The organism is Granulicatella sp. 20925_1_45 (genome assembly GCF_041433555.1).
Lineage (GTDB): Bacteria > Bacillota > Bacilli > Lactobacillales > Aerococcaceae > Granulicatella.
Map to the genome: position 1 here is coordinate 1 of NZ_JAPWBR010000006.1, position 22,243 is coordinate 22,243.

Below are 22,243 nucleotides of genomic sequence, written 5' to 3' on the forward strand. Positions count from 1 at the left end.
ACAGTACAAAATTCTGGTTTATGCGTATATGTAGCTGAATAAAATAAAGATTTTCTCTTTTTAAATATCTTCTCTTGAACGTTATTATCCCAAATAATGTTTTTATCTTTGATTTGTAGTGTAGCTTCTAGTATATTGTTCATATGGTCATCATCCTTTTGTTTTAGGTTTAGGCGCTTTTAATATAATGGATGTTGGCCTTTTTGTATACACTAAAATAGGGTTGGTGGAAAATATCCATCAACCCTAAAAATTATAGAACCAAAAAGAAAATCACCTTGGACGGATAAATCGTTCAAGGTGATTTTTTGTAAAGAATGAAATGTATCATTTTTGATACGTATCAAAAATGATACATCTGTACTTTTTGGAAAATATTTTGAAATTGAGTTTGTAGAATGCTCGCTCGTTCTGGATGAAGCGAGTGACCTTCTAAATAAAGCGAATATGGTACTTCGATTTGAACGGCTTCAATTCTTTCTTGTTTTCCAAGGGTCGCAATAATATTGCCGCCAGAAAATGGAGTATCTACTTGAGTGGTTAATCCTTCTTCATGAAAGAGAAGTTGGAGTTGTTTCAAGGTGTCTTGATTTAAAGTTTGTTTCTTGCGCGTTCCTAAAATAATGTCGCTTGTGTTAAAAAGCTTGTCATCATAACTATGTAAATCGACCAACAACACTCTTTCATGCTGTTCTAACTTTTCGTTCAATAGATTTTCTAAATGAAGGTAGTAGGGCGTGTAATACTGCTCCAACCAATCGGCTTGTTTTTGCTTCGAAGGATAGTTATTAAATAGCAGATTTCCCTTTTCATCTATTCTTGGAATAATGGGCTGTGTTGTTTTTCCTGCGCGTGGTTTAAAACGATTCACGTCCACAATATAGCGAGAAACGGTAGCTACTAGAGTCGTCTCGGGAAGTGGGGCCACAAGTTCCTCTAGTGCCCAGTCGGTATGCTCGCGCTTAGCTGCTAGGTTACAAAGCGGAGCAATGTCTTGTGGGATATCCGTTCCACTATGAGGAATCGAAATCACAAGAGGAGAATTCGACTGTTTATAAATGACTTTCACCAGGGCACCTTCTTTCGTTTTTCAATATTCCTAGTATAGCAAACGAACTAGAGATTGTGTATAATGGATACTATCGAAAAGGAGTGACGATTATGGCTGAAATTAAATTAGTACCAAGAAGTGAAGTAGATCCTTCTATTACATGGGATATGACTTTACTTTATCCAAGCGACGAAGCATTTTATGCAGAGTTGGAGAAATTAAAGAAAGAAATGAAAGCTTTCAAAGAAAAATACGAAAACCAATTAGGCGATTTAGAAGTATTAGATGAAGCGATTCGCAAGTATGAAGCGATTGAATTAGCAGTATACCGCGCTTCTCATTATGCAGAATTACCAATGACGGTTGACCGCTTGAATCCAAAAGTGGTGGAAAATGCGACAGCGTTTGAAGCAGTCAGCGTATCATATGCTGAAAACATGAGCTTTGTGATGACAGAATTGATTTCATTAGACGAAGCCTTCTTAAATCAATTCATAGCAGAGAAGAGACCAGACTTAGCATACTTTGTAGAAAAAGTGATTCGTCAAAAGAAACATACGCTCTCAAAAGATGCAGAACAAGTGTTATCAAACTTAAGCAGCTTACCAAGTTTCTATCAATTATATGAAGTAACAAAACACGAAGATATGCAATTCGAGTCATTTGAAGCAAATGGCAAGACTCTTGAAAACAGCTTCGTTTTATACGAAAACTTACACGAAATGGATCCTGATAAAGAAGTGCGTCGTGCTGCGGCTAAGAGCTTCTATAAAACATTAAACGCATATAAAAATACAGTTGCCAATGAATACATTTCTCAATTGAAGAAAGAAAAAATGATGGCAACAATGCGTGGTTATGATAGCGTGATTGACTACTTATTAGATGAACAAGATGGAGACCGTGAATTATACGACCGTCAAATTCGTATGCTAATGACAGACTTAGCGCCTCATATGCAACGCTACATTAAATTATTAGCGAAAGAACATGGCATCTCTGATATGCAATTCATGGATGCAAAAATCAACTTGGACCCAGAATTCGAAGTGGATATGACGATTGAAGAATCTCGTGAGTACTTGAAGAAAGCTCTAGGCATTCTTGGCGAAGACTATAAAGCGATGATTGATGAAAGTTATGACAAACGCTGGACAGACTTCCCACAAAACATCGGTAAGAGCACTGGTGGATTCTGTGCAACAGTTCCTAATGTTGCGGGATTTATCCTATTATCATGGACAGGTAAAATGAACGAAGTGTTCGTGTTAGCGCACGAATTAGGGCATGCATACCACTTCATGTCAACAGGTAAACATCAATCGATTTTAAACAATGAATGTTCATTATACTTCGTTGAAGCTCCTTCAACATGTAATGAAGTCATCGTTTCAAACTACTTACTCAAAACAAGTACAGACGCTCGTTTCAAACGTTGGATTATCAGCAATATGATTAGCCGCACGTATTTCCACAACATGGTTACGCACTACATGGAAGCCGTGTACCAAGATCGTATTTACAAGATGATTGATAATAACGAAATGTTAAACGCAGATGTATTATCAACCGTGAAAAAAGAAGTGATGCAAGAATTCTTCGGAGACAGCCTTGTGGTCAATGAAGGGGCGGAGTTGACATGGATGCGTCAACCTCACTATTACATGGGATTATATCCATATACGTATTCAGCTGGTCTTACAATCGGTACTGCGATTGCGAACCAAATCGAAGAAAATCCTGAACACGCTAAAGTGTGGTTAGATACTTTATCTAAAGGCGGAAGCATGTCTGCCAAAGACTTAGCAATTCACGCAGGTTGCGATGTTTCAACAGATGAACCATTGAAACAAGCAATTGCTTACGTTGGACATTTAGTAGACCAATTAGAAAGCTTAACAGCAGAATTAAAAGCATAATGATAGTAAACAAAAACGCTCTACAACCGTAGCGCGTTTTTTCTATTTAATAGGAACAAAGATAAAAACGATAGGACTAACTCAACATAGAGCTAGTTCTTTTTCAAAATGTTCAAATAACTTCATGTGCTTTTCTTTGTTCGATATTTTTACCAAAGAATTTCGCATTGAGCGCCTACCGTATCTTGGAATGATTCGACAGGAGCTTGATTGGTTACGATATAATCAATCGCGTTGTAATTCGATAGTTTAAAGTAATGACTCGTATTGAATTTCGAGTGGTCCGCAAGTAGTACGGCAACATCGGAATTCGCAATCATCTGTTGCTTAAAGAGAGCCTGGCTATGATTGGCCTCGTAAGCAGCAAAACGGTCGAGACCACGGCAGCTCATAAAACAAATATCTGCATGGAAATTATTGATAAAACTCGTTGCAAAATCTCCCAAAGCCGAGTTTGTTCCATAACCGATATGTCCCCCGCAAAAGAACAAGGTGATATTTTCATAATTGTTCAACCTACGTGCTATTTCAATCCCATTTGTAATGACACGTAAATTTTGAAGAGTTCCTAAGTGAGGTGCGAGCGCGGCACAAGTAGATGAACTATCGATAAAAATCGATTGGTTATCTGTTAAGAAAGTGGAGGCCGTTTCTGCAATTTGTTGTTTTCCCTGAGTTTCTTCATGGCTTCTGCTATCGTAAGCGTATTCAATATTGTTTGTAGTAACAAGTCGAACTTCGCCATGAGATCGTATGATCTTTCCTTCTTTTTCTAGTTTAATCAGGTCACGCCTCAGTGTAGAGGTGGAGCAGTACATCAATGCTTCCAATTGGAAGGTGGAGATGATTTTCCTTTTCGCGAGAATGTCCATAATACGAGACATTCGCTCGAAGCATACCATAATAAAACCCCCTAGTTGAACGATTTTGAACATTTATGAACAAATTATAGCACAAATCCTGAAGGATGTTCAATAGCGCTTCCACATATTGTATCCGCTTTCTTTAATTGCTAAGATAGAAATCAGAAAGGGATGATACTATGACTTTTGATGAACAAGTAGTACGCGAACAAATTTGTGATGTGTGTCATAAAATGTGGCAACTAGGATGGGTTGCTGCTAATGACGGAAACGTCTCAGTTCGTATTGATGAGGATACCATCATCGCAACACCAACAGGTATCAGTAAGAGTTTTATTACTCCAGAAAAACTCGTTAAATTAAATATGAAAGGAGAAGTGATTGAAGCCAACGAAGGGTACCGTCCTTCAAGCGAAATTAAAATGCATATTCGCTGCTATGAAGAACGCGATGATGTGAGATCTGTTGTTCACGCACATCCACCAATTGCAACTGGATTCACATTAGCACATATTCCATTAGATACTTATTCACTAATTGAAAGTGCGATTGTTATCGGTTCAATTCCAATTACACCATTCGGAGTTCCTTCAACAATGGAAGTTCCAGATGCGATTACACCATACTTACAAGAACATGACGTGATGTTACTTGAAAACCATGGTGCTTTAACAGTGGGTAGTGATGTGATTACAGCATACTACAGAATGGAAACATTAGAACTCGTGGCTAAATCAACATTCCACGGAAGAATGTTATTACTAACAAAAGGCATTGAAGAAAAAGAAATCTCAAGAGAAAAATTAGAGCAAATGTTCAAAATGCGCGAAAACTACAAAGTAACAGGTCGTCACCCTGGATATAAGAAATACAATCCAGACGGAACTGTTCGTGAAGTTTAGTAAGAATAGGAGGAACAAAAATGATTCAACATCCACGTATTGGGATTCGCCCAACTATTGACGGTCGTCGCCAAGGAGTTCGCGAATCGTTAGAAGTTCAAACAATGAATATGGCGAAGAGTGTCGCTGCTTTAATCGAGTCAACATTGAAATATCCTGATGGACAACCGGTTGAATGTGTGATCTCACCTTCAACAATTGGTCGTGTACCAGAAGCAGCAGCATCTCACGAACTATTCAAAAAATCAAACGTGTGTGCAACAATTACAGTAACACCTTGCTGGTGCTACGGTAGTGAAACAATGGATATGTCACCTGATATTCCACATGCTATTTGGGGATTCAACGGAACTGAAAGACCAGGGGCTGTATATTTAGCAGCAGTTCTTGCTTCTCATGCTCAAAAAGGAATTCCAGCATTCGGAATTTACGGTAAAGACGTAAAAGAAGCAACAGATACAGAAATTCCTGAAGACGTTAAAGAAAAAATCTTACGTTACGCAAGAGCAGCTCTTGCTACAGGTTTAATGAGAGATACAGCTTACTTATCAATGGGTAGTGTATCAATGGGTATCGGTGGTTCTATCGTAGATCCTAACTTCTTCCAAGAATACTTAGGAATGCGTAATGAATCAGTAGATATGACTGAATTCACTCGCCGTATCGACCGTGGTATTTACGATCACGAAGAATTCGAACGTGCACTTAAATGGGTGAAAGAAAACGTTAAAGAAGGATTCGACCGTAACCGTGAAGACCTTGTTTTAAGCCGTGAAGAAAAAGATAAACAATGGGAATTCGTTATTAAGATGTTCTTAATTGGACGTGACTTAATGATTGGTAACCCAAGACTTGCTGAACTTGGCTTCGAAGAAGAAGCAGTTGGTCACTACGCTCTTGTTGGTGGATTCCAAGGTCAACGTCAATGGACAGACCACTTCCCTAACGGAGACTTCATGGAAACATTCCTAAACACTCAATTTGACTGGAACGGAATTCGCAGACCATACATCTTCGCAACTGAAAATGATGCGTTAAACGGTGTATCAATGCTATTCAACTACTTATTAACAAACACTCCACAAATCTTTGCGGATGTTCGTACTTACTGGAGTCCAGAAGCTGTTGAACGTGTAACAGGACATAAACTTGAAGGCCATGCTGAAAATGGATTCTTACACTTAATCAACTCAGGTTCTTGTACATTAGACGGAACTGGTCAAGCTACAAGAAACGGTGAACCAGTGATGAAACCATTCTGGGAATTAGATCAAAGTGAAGTAGATGCAATGCTTGCAAATACTGACTTCCCAGCAGCTAACCGTGAATACTTCCGTGGCGGCGGTTACTCAACTCGCTTCTTATCTAAAGGAAATATGCCTGTGACAATGGTTCGCTTGAACTTATTGAAAGGCGTTGGACCAGTATTACAAATTGCTGAAGGATACACACTTGAATTACCTGAAGATGTACACCATACATTGGATAACCGTACAGATCCAGGTTGGCCAACAACTTGGTTTGCACCTCGCTTAACAGGTAAAGGCGCATTCAAGTCAGTATACGATGTAATGAATAACTGGGGTGCAAACCACGGTGCAATCTCTTATGGACATATCGGAGCTGACCTTATCACTCTTGCTTCAATGTTACGCATTCCAGTGAATATGCATAACGTTGATGAAGAAGATATCTTCAGACCTAAGAACTGGTCACTATTCGGAACAGAAGATTTAGAATCAGCTGACTACCGTGCTTGCCAATTATTAGGACCTATCCATAAGTAATAGAAAGGAGAGACTAAAATGACAAAAACGATTATTTTAGCCTGTGTCGGTGGATTAACAACTAGTATGCTTGTTGAACGCATTCAAGAAGTGATTTACCGTGATAAATTAGATTACTCATTCTACTCAGTAGGGATTACTGGGATTGATACTCTAAAAAATATTGATGTCTTATTATTAGGACCTCAACTAGCTTATTTAGAAGAGAAAGCTAAATCTTCACTTCATGTTCCAGTTGCTGTAATTTCAGACGATGACTTTGAAAACATGCGCGGAGAAGAAGTTCTAAAACAAGCGATTGAATTATTAGGTTAAGCCAATGAGCGAAACAAAAAAAGCAGATACGCAACGATTGATGCAACTCATTGTCAAAAGTAGCAAAGTAACAACTTTAGCAATGCAATCCGTTAAGAGTGCTCTTGCAGGTGATATTTCATCTGCAAGAGGCCTCCTTGATGAAGCACGAGTTAAAGGAGTTGAAGCGCATAATGTTCAAACAGAAATGATTCAGCAAGAAATTAGAGGAGAGGGCGCAAGTCCATCACTTCTTTCCGTTCATGCGCAAGATCATTTTATGAATAGCCACTTGCTGCTAGAAGTTGTAAATATCATTGTAAATCAACAAGAACAAATAGAAACGCTAAAAGAGCGTATTACAAAACTGGAACAGGTAGGTGAAATGCATGAGTAATCCAGTTATTCTTGAAATGAAGGGAATTGTGAAATCGTTTGGACCTGTAAAAGCCTTAAAAGGTGTAGACTTTGACCTAAGAACAGGTGAAGTACACGCGCTAATGGGTGAAAACGGGGCTGGTAAATCCACTTTGATGAAAGTATTGACAGGTATTTACGGCGCGAATGAAGGAACGATTCACTATAACGGAAAACAAGTAGAATATTCTAAGCCAAAAGAGGCTATGGACGATGGGATTGTAATCGTGCACCAAGAGTTGAATATGATGAACCACTTAACAGTGGCTCAAAACATCTTCATCGGTCGTGAAGAAATTAATCAAGGTCTCTTCATCAACGATAATGCCGGAAATAAAAAGGCAAAAGAATTATTCAAATTGTTGAAACTGGATATTAATCCACAAGAAAAAGTGGGAAACTTAACAGTTGGTAAACAACAAATGGTTGAAATTGCCAAAGCATTGTCAATGGATGCTAAGATTATTGTTTTCGACGAACCAACAGCAGCGTTAACAGAATCAGAAATTAATGAATTATTCGCAATTATTGATGACTTACGTGCTAAAGGTGTAGGAATTATCTATATTTCTCACCGTATGGACGAAATTGCCCGTATTACGGACCGTGTAACGGTTATGAGGGACGGGGAATATGTTGGAACTGTAAATACAAAAGAAACTACAAAGGACGAGATCATCGCAATGATGGTTGGTCGTACTATTTACGAAGATCCGAAAGCGGTTTCTGCAGTACCAGAAGGAGCACCTGTTGTATTAGAAGTGGAACACTTAAACTCAGGAAGCCACGTAAAAGATGTTAGCTTTGTGCTTCATAAAGGTGAAATCTTAGGTTTCTCTGGATTAATGGGAGCGGGCCGAACAGAAGTAGCTCGTTTACTATTCGGAGCGGATAAGAAAGATAGCGGAACCATTAAAATTAATGGTAAAGAGGTTGATATTAAAAATCCTCAAGATGCTATTAAAGAAGGTATTGGTTATCTTTCAGAAGACCGTAAACGTTATGGATGTATCGTTGATATGACCATTGCCAATAACACAGTAATGACAAACCTTGATAAGTACATTAAGGGTGGTTTAATCGATGACGGTGAAATTATCAAAGTCAGTGATGAATTCGTTAAACAATTAAGAACGAAAACACCATCATCGAAACAACTAGTTCGGAACTTATCAGGTGGTAACCAACAAAAAGTTGTTATTGCGAAATGGCTAGAACAAAATAGCGATATTCTAATTTTTGACGAACCAACTCGAGGAATTGACGTTGGTGCGAAAAGTGAAATCTACTCATTAATGAATGAACTAGTAGCTCAAGGAAAATCAATCATTATGATTTCTTCAGAGCTTACAGAAATTTTACGTATGAGCGATCGTATTGTTGTCATGTGTGAAGGACGTAAAACAGGGGAACTTGATATCAGTCAAGCAACTCAAGAACGTATCCTCGCTTTAGCAACGGATCGATAATCGAAGAGAGGTATTGATATGGAAGAGAAAAAGTCCCTATGGACGAAACTGGTACAATCAGTTGGATTACAAAAATTAATTGCATTAATCGCGTTGATCGTGATTTTCACATTCTTTGCAGTCTCAAGTGAATCGTTCCGTTCGTTTGATACAGCGGTCAGCATTTTAGACGCATCTTATTACATTGGTTTCTTAGCAATTGGGGTAACATTCGTTATTATCACCGGCGGTATTGACTTATCAATCGGTACAGTAATGATGTGTTCTGCCATCGTTGGTGGAGTGCTCCATACAAAAATGGGTTGGCCATTATGGCTAGCATTGTTGGCAATATTAGTGATTGGGGGTGTATTTGGATTATTCAACGGAATTTTAATTGCGAAATTTGGATTACCACCATTCATCGCAACACTTGGTACAATGATGATTTCACGTGGTTTAAGCTCAATCGTATCAAACGTACAAAGTGTAACGTTCCCATTACGTGGAACTGGTGAAGGCTGGTACAAAGACTTATTCAGAACGCAAGATAATTTTCCAACCGGGTTGATCGTCTTGATTGTCGTAGCGATTATTGCAGCCATTGTTTTAAATAAAACAAAAATTGGTCGTTACATCTTTGCCATCGGTTCAAATAAAGAAGCTACTAGACTTTCAGGTGTAAACGTTATCAAATGGGAAGGTATGGCTTATGTCATCAGTGGACTTCTAGCAGGTTTAGCTGGTATCGCATATGCTGCAACTTATTCAACTATCCTTCCTGGTACAGGGAACGGTATGGAACTTGATGCCATCGCCGGAGTAGTTGTCGGTGGTACTTCACTTGCCGGTGGGGTTGGTTCAGTTGTTGGTACAATCATCGGGGTATTCATCATGTCTGTCTTGAAGATTGGTTTACCATACATCGACTTACAACCACACTATCAATTATTCATCACAGGTTTCGTTGTAATCGTTGCCGTTTACTCTGATATCTTAATCCGCATGAATAAGAAAAAATAGTTTGATATTGACACAATGAGTTGGGAAGACACCTTCAAAGAAAGGGTCAAAAAGGACATATAAAGGAGAATAAATCATGAAAAAATCGTTCAAATATGCTATTGCAACTCTAGCTTGTGCTTCTGCTTTATTAGCAGGATGTACTTCAAATAAATCAAATGCTGACGGTGGAAATAATAAAGCTCAAGCAAGCGGAGACTTCAAAGTAGAAGTAATCGCTAAAGGGTTCCAACATGACTTCTGGAAAGCTGTAAACAAAGGGGCTGAAAAAGCAGCTCAAGAATTAGGTGCTAAAATTACTTTCGTAGGACCTCAAAATGAAACAGCAATCGCAGAACAATTGGAACAATTAAACAATGCGATCAACAAAAATCCAAAAGCAATCGCTTTAGCTGCATTAGATACTGAAGCAGAATTAGATGCGATTAAACAAGCACAATCTAAAAACATTCCTATTATCGGATTTGACTCAGGGGTTCCAGGAGCACCAGAAGGAGCTATCAAAGCTACTGCATCAACAGACAACCATGCTGCTGGTGGTAACGCTGCTGAACACTTATTCAAATTACTTGAAAGCAAAGTCGGCGACAAGAAAGTTCGTATCGGGGTTGTTTCTCAAGAAGTTAACTCACTTTCAATCACTCAAAGAACAAAAGGTTTCATTGATAAAATGGTTGAATTGTTAAACAAAAAAGGCATTAAAACTGCTGTAACTGGACATGACAAATTCAAAAACGATGTAGCTGAAGCTGATGCTAAAGTTGTTATTGAAGTTCGTGTTCCAGCTCAAGTAGACGATGCTGCAGGTAAAACTGAAGCTTCTACAGTTCTTGAAAAAGAAGACACTATCGCAATCTATGGTTCTAACGAATTCGCTGCAAAAGCAATCATCAACGCTAACGGCGGTTTCAAAGAATCTAAACTTGGCGCAGACAAAATCTTAGCTGTTGGTTTCGACTCAGGTGCATTACAACAAGATGCTATCCGTAAAGGAATCTTCGTTGGTTCTGTAACTCAAGACCCAGTTCAAATTGGTTACCAAGCTGTTAAATTAGCAATCGCTGCAGCTAAAGGTGAAACAGTTAAAGACGTGGATACTGGTTCTAAATGGTATGACGCTAAGAACATCGATAGCGAAGAAATCAAAGCTTTACTATACGAATAAAAAATAGGGATTAGTAATGGAGGAGAAAACATGAGCTTGATTAAATTATTAGCCATTGATTTAGGCGCAAGTTCAGGACGTGTTATGCAGGCGATTTATGACGGGCACTCCCTCCAATTATCAGAGGTTCATCGGTTCAAAAACGAACCGGTGAATCTTAATGATGGTTTGTATTGGAATTTGTTGCACTTGTTTGGAGAAATTAAGCAAGGAATCAAGAAGGCTTCCAAAGATTCGATTCCGATTCGTTCCATCTCTGTTGATACATGGGGAGTAGACTATGCCTATCTAGATCAAAATGGAGATTTGCTCTATCAACCACATTGTTACAGAGATAACCGAATGGGTCGATACGAGGAGTCATTTTATAACGCTATCTCGAAGAAAGAATTATTCCAAAAAACAGGTGTGCAGCCTGCAACCATTAATACGGTCTTACAAATCTATTCAGATTTGCAAGAAAAACCACAATTAAGAAATATCGTTCAACGCGTGTTGTTTATCCCAGATTTAATCAACTACTTACTTTCAGGTGTACTCTCAAATGAATACACGATTGCAAGTACAAGTGGGTTACTGGATATCTTCACACAAGACTTCTCAGAAGAAGTGTTTGAACGTTTAGACATTCCGCGTAAATGGTTCACAACGCCAACGAAGAATGGTGAAGTTTTAAGACAATTATCACCACGCATCACTCAACAGTTGAAAGTGGATCCGTTTGACGTGATTGCAGGGGCTGGACATGATACAGCTGCTGCAGTACTTGCGATTCCATATGAACATGAAAAAGGCACTGTCTTTATTTCATGTGGTACTTGGTCGCTTGTCGGAACAGAATCTGACGAGCCTGTTGTAACGGATGAAGCATTTGCCTCAGGACTTACAAATGAAGGATGTTTTGATGGTAAATATCGTCTCTTACAAAACACAACAGGAATGTGGATTATTCAAGAATTACAACGCGACTGGCGCTTGCAAGGGGAAGAAGTTGGCTTTGGCGAAATGGTGACATTAGCCGAAGAAGTAACGGATAACCAAACATGGATTCATCCAAACGACCCAGTTTTCGCTTCTCCTGGAGAAATGGAAACAAAAATTAAAGAATGGTGTAAAGTGAGTGGTCAAAAAGTGCCGCAAACGAAAGGTCAAATCGTTCGTGTCGTTCTAGAAAGTTTAGCTTTAACTTATCTAGAAACAATTACTCAATTAGAACAATTGACAAAACACGAAATGACAACTGTTCAAATGGTCGGCGGAGGCATTCAAAACAAATTGCTTTGCCAGTTAACAGCAGACTTTACAGGACGTACAGTTATTACAGGCCCTGTCGAAGCGAGTGCACTTGGAAATATCTTGTCACAAATGCTAACGCTTGGAGTGATTTCAAGTCGCAAAGAAGCACAAGACATTATCAAGGCTTCAGAACCTGTAACGCGTTATGAAAGTCGTGCGATTGAGAATTTAGAAGAAATTCGCTTGAAATTCAATAAAGTGAAGAGAGGAATTCAGTAATGTTAAAACAAATTCCTAAAATTTTAAGCCCAGAACTTGTGAAATATTTAATGGAGATGGGACATGGAGATGAATTGGTACTTGCGGACGCAAACTTCCCAGCTCATCGTATCGGCCAACGAGTGATTCGTATGGACGGACATGGTGTTCCAGTAGCTTTAGAAGCAATTCTACAAGTATTGCCATTAGATACTTACAGTTCATATCAAGCAGGATTAATGCAAGTCGTTCCGGGGGATCCAACAGTTCCGGTGATTTGGGACGAATATAAACGTCTCTTAGAAGAAAGTCATCCAGGAGTAGCGATTAAAGAGTTCGAACGATTTGAGTTTTACGAACAAGCTAAAGACGCTTATCTAGTGATTCAAACAGGAGAAAGTGCCTTGTACGGAAACATCATCTTGAAAAAAGGTGTTTTATAAACTTACTTACTAGTTAGGAGAGAAAAATTATGTCAACATTTTATGTACCAGCTATTAACTTAATCGGAAGAGGAGTCGTAAGAGAAATTGGACCTTACGTAAAAGAATTAGGATATCATAAAGCTCTTTTAGTAACAGATAAATTTATCGAATCAAGTGATATTCTTCCCAAAGTAACAGAACCTTTAAAAGAAGCAGGTGTGGACTTTGTAGTTTACTCTGATGTAGAACCAAACCCAACTTGTAAAAACGTTAACGATGGGGTTGCTGCAGTTAAAGAAAACAACTGTGACTTCATCATCAGCTTAGGTGGAGGTTCACCTCAAGACTGTGCAAGCTGTATTTCAATTATTGCAACAAATGGTGGCAAACCACAAGACTACGAAGGATTACACAAATCTGCTAAAAAAGGTTTACCAGTAGTTGCTATCAACACAACTGCAGGTACTTCAGCTGAAATTACAATCAACTACGTAATTACAGATGAAGAAAGAAAAGTTAAAATGGTAATGGTTGATAAAAACAGCCTAGCTTTAATCTCTGTAAACGACCCTGAATTAATGGTATCTAAACCAGCAGCATTAACTGCAGCAACAGGTATGGATGCTTTAACTCACGCGGTTGAAGCTTTAGTAACTCCAGGTGCTTACGGCGTTACTAAGAAATTATCAATTGGTGCGATTGAACTTATTAAAGAATACTTACCACGTGCTGTTAAAGATGGTCATGACATCGAAGCTCGTGAAGGTATGGTGAACGCAATCTTCTTGGGCGGTATGTCATTCAACAACGCTGGACTTGGTTATGTTCACTCAATGGCTCACCAATTAGGTGCTGTTTACAAACTTCCACACGGTGTTTGCTGTGCTATGTTATTACCAATTATCGAACGCGAAAATGCGAAACGTGTTCCAGCTGCATTCCGTGATGTTGCAAAAGCTTTAGGTTTACAAACTGAAGGTAAATCTGACGAAGAATGTGCAGCATATGCAATTAAAGAAATCGAAACTCTTTCTGAAACAGTTGGTATTCCTAAGAAATTAACTGAATTAGGAATTGAAGAAAAAGACTTCGACTTCGAATATCTATCTAAGAATGCGTTAATCGATGCTTGTGCACCTGGTAACCCATTCATGCCAACATTAGAAGAAACAATTGCTTTCTACAAAGAATTGTTCTAATCGGTAAAATAAAAAAATTCGTATAGCTTTTAAACGTGGAGTATTGTCACCCCCCAGTGAAACGTCAATGCTCCACGTTTTATTTTCACGGAAATTTATGAAAACGCATTAATTTGTGCTTGATATTTGATGAGACCTGGTCTAGTATTAAGGTATTAAGTATTTAGGAGGAAATGGAATGATAGGGTTAATTCTTACTGGGCATGGACAATTTGCTGTTGGAGTGGGGCAAGCGCTAGAGATGATCGCCGGAAAACAAGCCGCATATCGCGTGGTACCATTTTTGGAAAGTGATCCAATGGATGCTCTTGAAAATAATTTAAGAAATGCAATGGCTGAATTGCAAGAAGAAACAGAAGGGATCGTTGTATTTGCGGACCTTTTAGGTGGAAGTCCATTCAAGGCTGCCATGTTAGCTTCTGTTGATTTTGAAAATGTGGAAGTAGTAGTGGGAACAAACTTACCAATGTTAATTGAAATTGCAATGTTACGTGAGTTTGCGTCGAGTGCTCAAGATGTTGTGACACAAAGTTTATTAGCAGGGAAAGAAGCGATTCAACAAGTAAGCTTACCAACGATTCAAAATAATGATATCGATGAATTTAATGACGAGGATGGAATTTAATGGATGCAAATATTATTTTAGTAAGTTCCCTAACGTTTATCGTATTTGTTGTTGTGATTTTAGGGATTTATTATTTCTTCTCAAGAAAAAATATGAAACGTCAACAACAGTATTTTGAGAAGTTACATGCAGAGTTGCAAGTTGGGAAACGTGTTGTCTGCGCGAATGGTTTATATGGGACTGTAAAGAAAGTTGATGAAGAGAAAGTAGACGTGGAGATTGCTAAAGGCGTTGTGATTACGGTATCTCGCTTTGCAATTTCAGAAGTCTTATAGTCGGTGACTGTATGCAATCGATTTTTGGAGAGTTTTATACAGGAGCTGACGGTAAGGATTATTTCTATCTGCCATTCTTAAAGACGGTTTATCATATTCCAACAGATGACCTAGTGACCTTTAATGCCTTTAGACATCGCTTTGTTATTGCATTTGCTTTGGGAGCTATTTTTTATAGTTTCTTTCCAGGTGATGTGTTGCTATGCGTATTTGTAGGAGCGTTATTCTACGCGCTTGCGACAGTTGCCTATCTGAAAAGTATTTTGCCAAAGTATGTGGTGCAAAAGGGAGTCCGCGAAGGAGACTTACATCGCGCACAAGAAAATGAACAGCAAGGATCCCTTGCTAAAACATTACTCGTTAGTTTAGCAGGAGTTCTGATTATCGCTGGAAGTTTCTTTGTTTCAGGAGAGATGGTCAATCGAATGATTATCATTGCGTTTGGTGTCATCGTGACCATCAGTGGAACTAGTTCTATTATCGGAAAATCAAAATAAAGTGAAATGGAAGCTTAGATTCTAAGCTTCTTTTTTATGGAAAAATTTAGAGAGTGGGACTTTGTTAATTGTGAAGAATTTCAAATAGATTTGTAGAGATTAGTGAGAGTTGTCTGACATCAAAGTGGTGAAAAAAGCATTTATATATAATGTTTTACAAATTAACAATACAAAAATGTAATAAAAACTCAAAAATGAAGAATTTATTAAAAAAGTTTTATTGAAACGCTTCCAAAAAATCGAAGAATTATGTATAATGAATTTAGCTTTTTATGAAAGGAGAGCTAGTAATGCCAAATATTTTATTAACACGAATTGACAATCGTATGATTCACGGTCAAGTTGCAACTCAATGGTCATCTTACTTAGGTGCCAACCTACTGCTTGTTGCAAACGATAAAGTAGCTGCGGATCCGATGCGTCAAGGGTTAATGGATATGGCTGCTCCAGCTGGTGCACAAACTCGTTATTTCACTATTGAAAAAACGATTAATGTCATCGGTAAAGCAGCAGACCGTCAGTTGATTTTCATCATCTGTGAAAATCCTCAAGACGTAGTGAAATTAGTAGAGGGAGGAGTGCCAATCAAGAAGGTTAACATTGGGAACATGCACATGGCGGAAGGAAAACGCCAAGTAGCAGGTGTTGTTGCGGTTGATGATGCAGATGTTGCTGCATTTAGAAGACTGCAGGAGTTAGGTGTCGAACTTGAAATTCAGAAAGTTCCAACTGAAGGAAAAGAAGACGTTTCGAAATTATTCCAATAATTTTTATTTATAAAAGGGGTCAATGAATATGCAAGCAAGTTTTATTCAAATCTTATTAGTATTCCTTGTAACTTTTGTTGCTGCGATTGACCAATTCAGCTTTTTAGAATCACTATACCAACCTATCGTAATGGGTCCAGTGATTGGAGCTATTTTGGGCGACGTACAAACAGGGTTAGTTGTTGGGGGTACTTACCAATTAATGACAATCGGTAACATGCCAGTCGGTGGGGCACAACCACCTAATGCCGTAATCGGCGGAATTATGGCGACAGTATTAGCTATCAGCCTTAAATTAGAACCAGCTGCTGCAGTAGGTGCTGCTGTTCCATTTGCGCTTTTAGGTCAATATGGCGTTACTTTAATCTTTGCTTTAATGTCACCAATGATGGCAGTGGCTGATAAGTATGCACACGATGCAAATCCAAAAGGAATTGCTCGCTTGAACTACTTAGCAATGGCTGCATTAGGAGCTATCTTTGGTCTTGTAGTTGTATTATTCTTCGTCGGTGGACAAGCTATCGGGGATACTTTAACAAAATCTATTCCAGAATGGTTCATGTCAGGTTTAGGTGCTGCCGGTGGTATGATGCGCTTCGTAGGGTTCGCAATCTTACTAAAAGTAATGGTTTCTAAAGAACTATGGGGCTTCTACTTCTTAGGTTTTGCTTTAGCAAACATTGTTTCTGCAAGTGAAAGCTTAGCTGGATCTGCATTAGTATTATTAGCGTTCATTGGTTTTGCAATTGCATACTGGGATTTCCAAATCCAAACAAAATTCAAAACAGCGGGTGCTAGCATTGTGAACGATGGAGGTGAAGAAGATGGCATATAATATTCCAGATTCTTATAAAAACCAAACGCCTGCTCCACGCTTAGATAAAGCAACTTTAAACAAAATGGCATGGCGTTCAATTTTCTTACAATCTTCTTTCAACTATGAACGTATGCAAGCAGGTGGCTGGTTATACGGTATTTTACCAGGGTTGGAAAAAATCCATACAGACAAAGATGACTTAGCTGCATCAATGTCTCATAACTTAGAGTTCTTCAATACTCACCCATTCTTAGTAACATTCGTAATGGGGATTGTATTATCACTTGAACAAAACAAAGCAGATATTCCAACAATCCGTGCGGTACGTGTTGCTGCAATGGGACCATTGGGTGGTATCGGTGACGCTTTATTCTGGTTCACATTAGTTCCAATCGTAGCCGGTATTTCTTCAGACTTTGCATTAAAAGGAAGCATCGCTGGGCCATTACTATTCTTAGCGGTGTTTAATATCTTCCAATTTGCAATTCGTTACTGGTTAATGCATTGGTCTTATAACTTAGGAACAGATGCAATCGGTATCTTTACTGCAAATGCCAAAGAATTCACTCGTGCTGCTTCAATCCTAGGGGTATTCGTTGTTGGGGCTTTAACTAGCCTTTACGGTGGTACTAAATTAGGAATTCAAATCGCAAACGGTGAAAAACCAATTGTTATCCAAGCAATCTTAGATGGTGTATTACCAAAATTAATTCCATTAGGAATTACTTTAGGACTTTACTACTTATTAGCGCGTAAAAAATGGACGCCATTACGTTGTATCGTTCTTCTATTAGTTGTCGGAATCGGTTTTGCATTCTTAGGAAACGTACTAGGAGTTAAATTCTGGGGTTAATCCTTGAACAATAAAAATAAGCTAGGCATTATGCCTAGCTTATTTTTTATGCTTTTTAAAAGTCTTTTTTAGTAATGGCTTTAATACGATCTGCAAGGAATACGGCAACGACTAATTTTCCTAAGTCAGGAAGAATGAATGGATATAAACCGAAGCCAAGAATTTGTTGAAGGCTGAGTTCTTGCATCTTAATGCTTAAGAGTACGAAAGTCATATATGGAATTCCGATGAGGTAGAAGATGACTTCACCCACAAGAGCTGCAATCACCCAACCGAAGATATTGTTGATACGGTTTCCGATAAATGAAATCACAGGAGCCGCGACCATAAATCCAATGACAAATCCAAATGATGGTGAAACGAATAGTGCTGTACCACCGCCTAATAGGAAGAGTAAGAGAAAGTGAATAAATTGAGCAGCAAAAGCTCCAACTGGTGGCAATAGTAATGATGCCAAAATCACTGTGGCTGTTTGAGCTGAGAATGGTACTGGACCAATCGGAATTTTTAAGTAGCTAGATACATAGCAGAGTGCTCCTAGAAGTGCTGCGAGCACAATTGTTTTAATCGATAATTTTTTCATGTGTTTAACTCCTAATCTTTTAGTTTTCTGCGCGAATGCTTACTTCGCCATAAGATAATGAATGAATGGCACCGTCATCTGTTTGGACGATAAGATGCCCGTTATTGTCCACGCTTTTTGCAGTGGCAGGATATGTTTTCATACCGCTAATGACATTGACTTTCTTGCCGACAATGATGGAATGGTCTTTGTATTCTTCCATGAAGTCTCGTTTACCGGCATTGATGTCCTCGTAGCATTGATTCCATTCTTTTAGGAAACGAGCTACGAATTCATTGCGGCTAAAACCGTCTGGAATTTCTTGCGGAGAAAAGAGGGAACCGATAATCGGTTTTAAATCCTCTGGAATAATAGCATCATCGATATGCAAGTTAATTCCCATTCCGACAATCAGTGCATCGACTTTTTGAGCTTCGATATTCGTTACGGCCTCTGTTAAAATACCAGCGATTTTTTTATCATGGTAGTAGAGGTCGTTCACCCATTTAATCCCAATTTTTTCATGGATAAAGGATTCCACCGCTCGTGTCGCAGCAACGGCCGTAGCACAAGTGATCAGCGAAATACTATCCAAGTCACCTTCGGGGAAAATACAGATACTCATATATAAGCCAGATTTTGGAGGGGATAGGAAGGTTCTTCCTAGACGACCACGACCCGCTGTTTGTTCTTCTGCAATAAAGAAGGTAGGGACTCTCGAGCCTGATGCGCCGTATGTTTTAGCCAAATCATTGGTTGAAGTAGTTGTCTCAAAAACTTGAATATCCCAGTCTTGAAGTTCCTCTCCTAAATGAGTGCGAATGCCTTCAAGGGTTAACAAATCCGTCTGTCTGGATAATTGATACCCAACTTTTGTGCTTGAGGTAATCTCATAACCATCTTTTTTTAATTGCTGGATGGCTTTCCACACAGCAGTGCGAGAAAGATTCAGTTGTTCTGCGATATCTTGTCCTGAAAGAGGTTTGTCCACGGTACTATATAATAGACGTAAAACGTCCTGTTTAGTGCTCATAATATCCTCCTTTCATCAGTATTCATGTTTTTAAGTGTAACAGATTCAAAACGATTGTCAACTGTAAATATTATCAAGGTTAACAATAGATACAAACGATTAAAAGATAGCGGATTCTAGTTTGAACATGGTATAATAATTGAGAACATTTAGTGAAAGGAATTTGAGTATGAAAAAATTAGTCATTAACGGCGGTAAACCACTTAAAGGCGAAGTAACCATTAGTGGAGCTAAAAACAGTACAGTAGCTTTAATTCCGGCTGCTATTATCGCGAATGAACCAGTCGTATTAGAGGGTGTCCCTGAGATTCAGGACGTAAATGCCTTAATTGAAATTTTGAATGATTTTAACGTAAAAACAGAATTCGTTGATGGAACGTTAACCATCGACCCAAGAGAAATGAAATCTATCCCAATGCCAAAAGGGAAAATTCAAAGTATGCGTGCTTCGTATTACTTTATGGGTGCAACACTTGCCAAATTTGGGGAAGGGGTTGTTGGACTTCCAGGTGGGTGCTTCTTAGGCCCTCGTCCAATTGACCAACATTTAAAAGGTTTCAAAGCGCTTGGTGCAGATGTGAGAGACCATGATGGTGCGATTTACTTATCTACTGGCGAAGAAGGCCTTGTTGGTACGAAAATTTATATGGACGTTGTGTCTGTAGGTGCGACGATTAATGTATTGTTAGCATCTGTTCGTGCAAAAGGGAAGACCATTATCGAAAATGCGGCGCGTGAGCCAGAAATTATTGACGTTGTAAACTTATTAAATAAAATGGGTGCCAATATTAAAGGTGCCGGAACAAGTATTATTCGTGTGGAAGGTGTGGAAAGCTTACATGGATGTACGCATACCATTATTCCAGACCGTATTGAAGCAGGAACCTATTTATCGATTGCAGCAGCAGTTGGTGAGGGTGTCCGTGTGAAAAACGTGATTTTCGAACACTTAGAAAGTCTTATTGCGAAGATGAACGAAATGGGAGTGAAGATGGAAGTTGGCGAAGACGATATTTATGTTTTCCCGACAAATGAGTTAAAAGCTGTGAACATCAAGACAATGCCTTATCCAGGCTTTGCAACAGACTTGCAACAAACGATTACGCCGCTCTTTAGTAAAGCAATAGGGACTGCGATGATTGTGGATACCATTTATCCAAAACGTGTCGGTCACGTACCAGAATTAAATCGTATGGGTGCTCGTGGAAAAGTGATTGAAGACATCATTACATTTGAAGGGCCAACACCATTAGTTGGTGCGGAAGTTGCGGCTAGCGATCTACGTGCAGGTGCTGGACTGGTGGTAGCTGGATTAATGGCTGAAGGAACAACGAAGATTTCAAATATCGGACATATCCTACGTGGTTATTCAAACATCGTTGATAAACTACAAGCATTAGGTGCCGATATTACGATGATTGAAGAGTAAGAAGGGACACTATGCCAGAACAAGTGGAAACTGTAACGCTTCAAAGCTTACAAGAAAAAACGTTAAAAGAGATGTACGGCTTTGCCAAACATTATAAAATTCCTTATTACGGTCAAATGAATAAAAAGGAATTGGCGCTTGCGATTCTTCGTGCTCAAGAAGAAGCCACTGGATTTTTCCAAGTGGAAGGTGTCTTGGATATTAATCGTGCAGAAGGATTTGGATTCCTAAGACCGATTAACTATTCAAGCAGTCAGGAAGATATTTATATTTCTTCTTCGCAAATTCGTCGTTTCGACCTTCGAAATGGAGACCTTGTGAGTGGGACGGCGCGTCCTCCACGTCAAGGTGAGAAGTTCAATGGGTTGATGCAAGTTGGATTTGTGAACGGCAAGGATCCTGAAGAAGCTAAAGAGCGTGACCATTTCCCAGGTCTTACACCTTTGTATCCTGAAAAGCAAATGGTGCTAGAAACTACACGTGGTCGTATCGCTTCTCGTATGTTGGATTTAATTTGTCCGATTGGTTTTGGGCAACGTGGGCTCATCGTAGCTCCGCCAAAAGCAGGGAAGACAAGCTTGCTGAAAGAAATCGCCAATGGAATTACGACGAATTATCCAGAAGCCGAATTGATTATTTTATTAATCGATGAGCGACCAGAAGAGGTAACGGACATCGAGAGAACTGTGGATGCGGAAGTGGTGTATTCAACATTTGACCAGCTTCCGGAAAACCATATTAAGATTAGTGAATTAGTACTAGAACGTGCGCTTCGTCTAGTGGAAGATGGGCGTGACGTGATTATCTTGATGGACAGTCTTACACGTCTTGCACGTGCGTATAACTTAACGATTCCACCTTCAGGAAGAACATTGAGTGGTGGGATTGACCCAGCTGCTTTATACCGTCCGAAGAAATTCTTTGGATCTGCCAGAAATATCGAAGAGGGCGGTAGCCTAACGATTCTTGCGACGGCGTTAGTGGAAACAGGTAGCCGTATGGATGATGTGATTTATGAAGAGTTCAAAGGAACGGGAAATTCAGAAATTCATCTTTCAAGAGAACTTGCTGAAAGACGAGTGTTCCCTGCAATTGATGTGAAACGTTCAGGTACTCGTAAAGAAGACATGTTACTTTCACAAGAAACGCTGGAAGCCATTTGGAAAGTGCGGCACGCCATTAAAGGAGACGGGCTTGAAACGAGTGAGCAACTCGTAAAGCAATTAAAAGAAACGAAGTCGAATGCCGATTTCATTCGTCGTCTCAGCTTATTAGATTAAACCCTAAATCCCTAAGAGTTTTCTTAGGGATTTTATTTTTTGAAAAAGGGTGGAAAGAGGATGAAAGGAGATTTCAAATAGGATGCTCCTTGTGGTAAAATGGAAAAAGGAGTGATTT

23 protein-coding genes and 1 pseudogene are annotated in these 22,243 nt (G+C 39.1%); 19 read left to right on the forward strand and 5 right to left on the reverse strand.

Annotation, left to right across the window (positions count from 1 at the left end; genetic code table 11):
- Both O3798_RS03125 and O3798_RS03130 read right to left on the reverse strand, forming a co-directional pair.
- A pseudogene (locus O3798_RS03125) lies at positions 1-143 on the reverse strand (ISL3 family transposase); the annotation flags it as partial.
- Between the two features lie 200 nt (positions 144-343).
- Positions 344-1,069 carry an N-formylglutamate amidohydrolase gene (locus tag O3798_RS03130; protein ID WP_371463220.1) on the reverse strand — a complete coding sequence of 242 codons (726 nt, stop codon included), beginning with the start codon at positions 1,067-1,069 and terminating at the stop codon, positions 344-346.
- A 92-nt stretch (positions 1,070-1,161) separates the two neighbouring features.
- Between O3798_RS03130 and pepF the strand changes: the two genes are divergently transcribed.
- The gene (gene pepF, locus O3798_RS03135; protein ID WP_371463222.1) at positions 1,162-2,970 is read left to right on the forward strand and encodes an oligoendopeptidase F; all 1,809 of its coding nucleotides are present in this window, start codon (positions 1,162-1,164) and stop codon (positions 2,968-2,970) included.
- Positions 2,971-3,119: 149 nt separating this feature from the next.
- Here pepF and O3798_RS03140 read toward each other — a convergent pair whose 3' ends face one another.
- Positions 3,120-3,872 (reverse strand): DeoR/GlpR family DNA-binding transcription regulator, encoded by a 753-nt coding sequence (locus O3798_RS03140; RefSeq protein ID WP_371463224.1) that lies wholly within the window; start codon positions 3,870-3,872, stop codon positions 3,120-3,122.
- Between the two features lie 140 nt (positions 3,873-4,012).
- Here O3798_RS03140 and O3798_RS03145 point away from each other — a divergent pair, with 140 nt between their 5' ends.
- The 16 genes from O3798_RS03145 (at position 4,013) to O3798_RS03220 (ending at position 17,821) form a co-directional block, all read left to right on the forward strand.
- Complete coding sequence (locus tag O3798_RS03145; RefSeq protein WP_005606906.1) at positions 4,013-4,735, forward strand: class II aldolase/adducin family protein; 723 nt, start codon at positions 4,013-4,015, stop codon at positions 4,733-4,735.
- A 20-nt stretch (positions 4,736-4,755) separates the two neighbouring features.
- On the forward strand, positions 4,756-6,522 hold the full coding sequence (locus O3798_RS03150; RefSeq protein WP_371463226.1) for an L-fucose isomerase: 1,767 nt from the start codon (positions 4,756-4,758) through the stop codon (positions 6,520-6,522).
- Positions 6,523-6,540: 18 nt separating this feature from the next.
- On the forward strand, positions 6,541-6,837 hold the full coding sequence (locus tag O3798_RS03155) for a PTS sugar transporter subunit IIB (protein WP_048712401.1): 297 nt from the start codon (positions 6,541-6,543) through the stop codon (positions 6,835-6,837).
- 4 nt (positions 6,838-6,841) lie between these two features.
- Complete coding sequence (locus O3798_RS03160) at positions 6,842-7,213, forward strand: PTS lactose/cellobiose transporter subunit IIA (RefSeq protein WP_048712403.1); 372 nt, start codon at positions 6,842-6,844, stop codon at positions 7,211-7,213.
- Positions 7,206-8,702 carry a sugar ABC transporter ATP-binding protein gene (locus tag O3798_RS03165; RefSeq protein WP_048712404.1) on the forward strand — a complete coding sequence of 499 codons (1,497 nt, stop codon included), beginning with the start codon at positions 7,206-7,208 and terminating at the stop codon, positions 8,700-8,702. Before O3798_RS03160 ends, O3798_RS03165 begins: the two co-directional genes overlap by 8 nt.
- Positions 8,703-8,720: 18 nt before the next feature.
- Complete coding sequence (locus O3798_RS03170) at positions 8,721-9,704, forward strand: ABC transporter permease (protein WP_005606897.1); 984 nt, start codon at positions 8,721-8,723, stop codon at positions 9,702-9,704.
- A gap of 76 nt (positions 9,705-9,780) precedes the next feature.
- Positions 9,781-10,869, forward strand: a complete 1,089-nt coding sequence (locus O3798_RS03175; protein WP_048712405.1) for an ABC transporter substrate-binding protein — start codon at positions 9,781-9,783, stop codon at positions 10,867-10,869.
- Between the two features lie 30 nt (positions 10,870-10,899).
- The gene (locus O3798_RS03180) at positions 10,900-12,384 is read left to right on the forward strand and encodes a rhamnulokinase family protein (RefSeq protein WP_285251857.1); all 1,485 of its coding nucleotides are present in this window, start codon (positions 10,900-10,902) and stop codon (positions 12,382-12,384) included.
- Positions 12,384-12,806 carry an RbsD/FucU family protein gene (locus O3798_RS03185; protein WP_288294911.1) on the forward strand — a complete coding sequence of 141 codons (423 nt, stop codon included), beginning with the start codon at positions 12,384-12,386 and terminating at the stop codon, positions 12,804-12,806. The genes O3798_RS03180 and O3798_RS03185 overlap by 1 nt, the downstream gene beginning before the upstream one ends.
- A 29-nt stretch (positions 12,807-12,835) precedes the next feature.
- Positions 12,836-13,987 (forward strand): iron-containing alcohol dehydrogenase, encoded by a 1,152-nt coding sequence (locus O3798_RS03190; RefSeq protein ID WP_371463230.1) that lies wholly within the window; start codon positions 12,836-12,838, stop codon positions 13,985-13,987.
- A 178-nt stretch (positions 13,988-14,165) separates the two neighbouring features.
- Positions 14,166-14,612 carry a PTS N-acetylgalactosamine IIA subunit gene (locus tag O3798_RS03195; RefSeq protein ID WP_371463232.1) on the forward strand — a complete coding sequence of 149 codons (447 nt, stop codon included), beginning with the start codon at positions 14,166-14,168 and terminating at the stop codon, positions 14,610-14,612.
- Complete coding sequence (yajC, locus tag O3798_RS03200; protein WP_371463234.1) at positions 14,612-14,887, forward strand: preprotein translocase subunit YajC; 276 nt, start codon at positions 14,612-14,614, stop codon at positions 14,885-14,887. The genes O3798_RS03195 and yajC overlap by 1 nt, the downstream gene beginning before the upstream one ends.
- 11 nt (positions 14,888-14,898) lie before the next feature.
- The gene (locus O3798_RS03205; RefSeq protein WP_371463238.1) at positions 14,899-15,384 is read left to right on the forward strand and encodes a hypothetical protein; all 486 of its coding nucleotides are present in this window, start codon (positions 14,899-14,901) and stop codon (positions 15,382-15,384) included.
- A 290-nt stretch (positions 15,385-15,674) separates the two neighbouring features.
- Positions 15,675-16,151: a PTS N-acetylgalactosamine transporter subunit IIB gene (gene agaV / locus O3798_RS03210; RefSeq protein ID WP_048713974.1), complete on the forward strand. Its 477-nt coding sequence runs from the start codon at positions 15,675-15,677 to the stop codon at positions 16,149-16,151.
- A gap of 28 nt (positions 16,152-16,179) precedes the next feature.
- Complete coding sequence (locus O3798_RS03215; protein ID WP_048713971.1) at positions 16,180-16,986, forward strand: PTS sugar transporter subunit IIC; 807 nt, start codon at positions 16,180-16,182, stop codon at positions 16,984-16,986.
- Positions 16,976-17,821, forward strand: coding sequence for a PTS system mannose/fructose/sorbose family transporter subunit IID (locus O3798_RS03220; protein WP_048713968.1), 846 nt, complete (start codon positions 16,976-16,978; stop codon positions 17,819-17,821). The genes O3798_RS03215 and O3798_RS03220 overlap by 11 nt, the downstream gene beginning before the upstream one ends.
- 55 nt (positions 17,822-17,876) lie before the next feature.
- On the opposite strand, the gene O3798_RS03225 is transcribed toward O3798_RS03220, so the two are convergent.
- Complete coding sequence (locus tag O3798_RS03225) at positions 17,877-18,404, reverse strand: biotin transporter BioY (RefSeq protein ID WP_371463241.1); 528 nt, start codon at positions 18,402-18,404, stop codon at positions 17,877-17,879.
- A 19-nt stretch (positions 18,405-18,423) separates the two neighbouring features.
- Complete coding sequence (locus O3798_RS03230; protein ID WP_371463243.1) at positions 18,424-19,416, reverse strand: biotin--[acetyl-CoA-carboxylase] ligase; 993 nt, start codon at positions 19,414-19,416, stop codon at positions 18,424-18,426.
- 169 nt (positions 19,417-19,585) lie between these two features.
- Here O3798_RS03230 and O3798_RS03235 point away from each other — a divergent pair, with 169 nt between their 5' ends.
- On the forward strand, positions 19,586-20,845 hold the full coding sequence (locus tag O3798_RS03235) for a UDP-N-acetylglucosamine 1-carboxyvinyltransferase (protein ID WP_371463245.1): 1,260 nt from the start codon (positions 19,586-19,588) through the stop codon (positions 20,843-20,845).
- 11 nt (positions 20,846-20,856) lie between these two features.
- Positions 20,857-22,125: a transcription termination factor Rho gene (gene rho, locus O3798_RS03240; protein WP_371463247.1), complete on the forward strand. Its 1,269-nt coding sequence runs from the start codon at positions 20,857-20,859 to the stop codon at positions 22,123-22,125.
- The last annotated feature ends 118 nt before the right edge of the window (positions 22,126-22,243 follow it).

Excerpts from the sequence above, each read along its gene's own strand:
- pepF (WP_371463222.1), top strand. The coding sequence starts at position 1,162 with ATGGCTGAAATTAAATTAGTACCAAGAAGTGAAGTAGATCCTTCTATT.
- O3798_RS03140 (WP_371463224.1), bottom strand. The coding sequence starts at position 3,872 with ATGGTATGCTTCGAGCGAATGTCTCGTATTATGGACATTCTCGCGAAA.
- O3798_RS03145 (WP_005606906.1), top strand. The coding sequence starts at position 4,013 with ATGACTTTTGATGAACAAGTAGTACGCGAACAAATTTGTGATGTGTGT.
- O3798_RS03150 (WP_371463226.1), top strand. The coding sequence starts at position 4,756 with ATGATTCAACATCCACGTATTGGGATTCGCCCAACTATTGACGGTCGT.
- O3798_RS03155 (WP_048712401.1), top strand. The coding sequence starts at position 6,541 with ATGACAAAAACGATTATTTTAGCCTGTGTCGGTGGATTAACAACTAGT.
- O3798_RS03160 (WP_048712403.1), top strand. The coding sequence starts at position 6,842 with ATGAGCGAAACAAAAAAAGCAGATACGCAACGATTGATGCAACTCATT.
- O3798_RS03165 (WP_048712404.1), top strand. The coding sequence starts at position 7,206 with ATGAGTAATCCAGTTATTCTTGAAATGAAGGGAATTGTGAAATCGTTT.
- O3798_RS03170 (WP_005606897.1), top strand. The coding sequence starts at position 8,721 with ATGGAAGAGAAAAAGTCCCTATGGACGAAACTGGTACAATCAGTTGGA.
- O3798_RS03175 (WP_048712405.1), top strand. The coding sequence starts at position 9,781 with ATGAAAAAATCGTTCAAATATGCTATTGCAACTCTAGCTTGTGCTTCT.
- O3798_RS03180 (WP_285251857.1), top strand. The coding sequence starts at position 10,900 with ATGAGCTTGATTAAATTATTAGCCATTGATTTAGGCGCAAGTTCAGGA.
- O3798_RS03185 (WP_288294911.1), top strand. The coding sequence starts at position 12,384 with ATGTTAAAACAAATTCCTAAAATTTTAAGCCCAGAACTTGTGAAATAT.
- O3798_RS03190 (WP_371463230.1), top strand. The coding sequence starts at position 12,836 with ATGTCAACATTTTATGTACCAGCTATTAACTTAATCGGAAGAGGAGTC.
- O3798_RS03195 (WP_371463232.1), top strand. The coding sequence starts at position 14,166 with ATGATAGGGTTAATTCTTACTGGGCATGGACAATTTGCTGTTGGAGTG.
- yajC (WP_371463234.1), top strand. The coding sequence starts at position 14,612 with ATGGATGCAAATATTATTTTAGTAAGTTCCCTAACGTTTATCGTATTT.
- O3798_RS03205 (WP_371463238.1), top strand. The coding sequence starts at position 14,899 with ATGCAATCGATTTTTGGAGAGTTTTATACAGGAGCTGACGGTAAGGAT.
- agaV (WP_048713974.1), top strand. The coding sequence starts at position 15,675 with ATGCCAAATATTTTATTAACACGAATTGACAATCGTATGATTCACGGT.
- O3798_RS03215 (WP_048713971.1), top strand. The coding sequence starts at position 16,180 with ATGCAAGCAAGTTTTATTCAAATCTTATTAGTATTCCTTGTAACTTTT.
- O3798_RS03220 (WP_048713968.1), top strand. The coding sequence starts at position 16,976 with ATGGCATATAATATTCCAGATTCTTATAAAAACCAAACGCCTGCTCCA.
- O3798_RS03225 (WP_371463241.1), bottom strand. The coding sequence starts at position 18,404 with ATGAAAAAATTATCGATTAAAACAATTGTGCTCGCAGCACTTCTAGGA.
- O3798_RS03230 (WP_371463243.1), bottom strand. The coding sequence starts at position 19,416 with ATGAGCACTAAACAGGACGTTTTACGTCTATTATATAGTACCGTGGAC.
- O3798_RS03235 (WP_371463245.1), top strand. The coding sequence starts at position 19,586 with ATGAAAAAATTAGTCATTAACGGCGGTAAACCACTTAAAGGCGAAGTA.
- rho (WP_371463247.1), top strand. The coding sequence starts at position 20,857 with ATGCCAGAACAAGTGGAAACTGTAACGCTTCAAAGCTTACAAGAAAAA.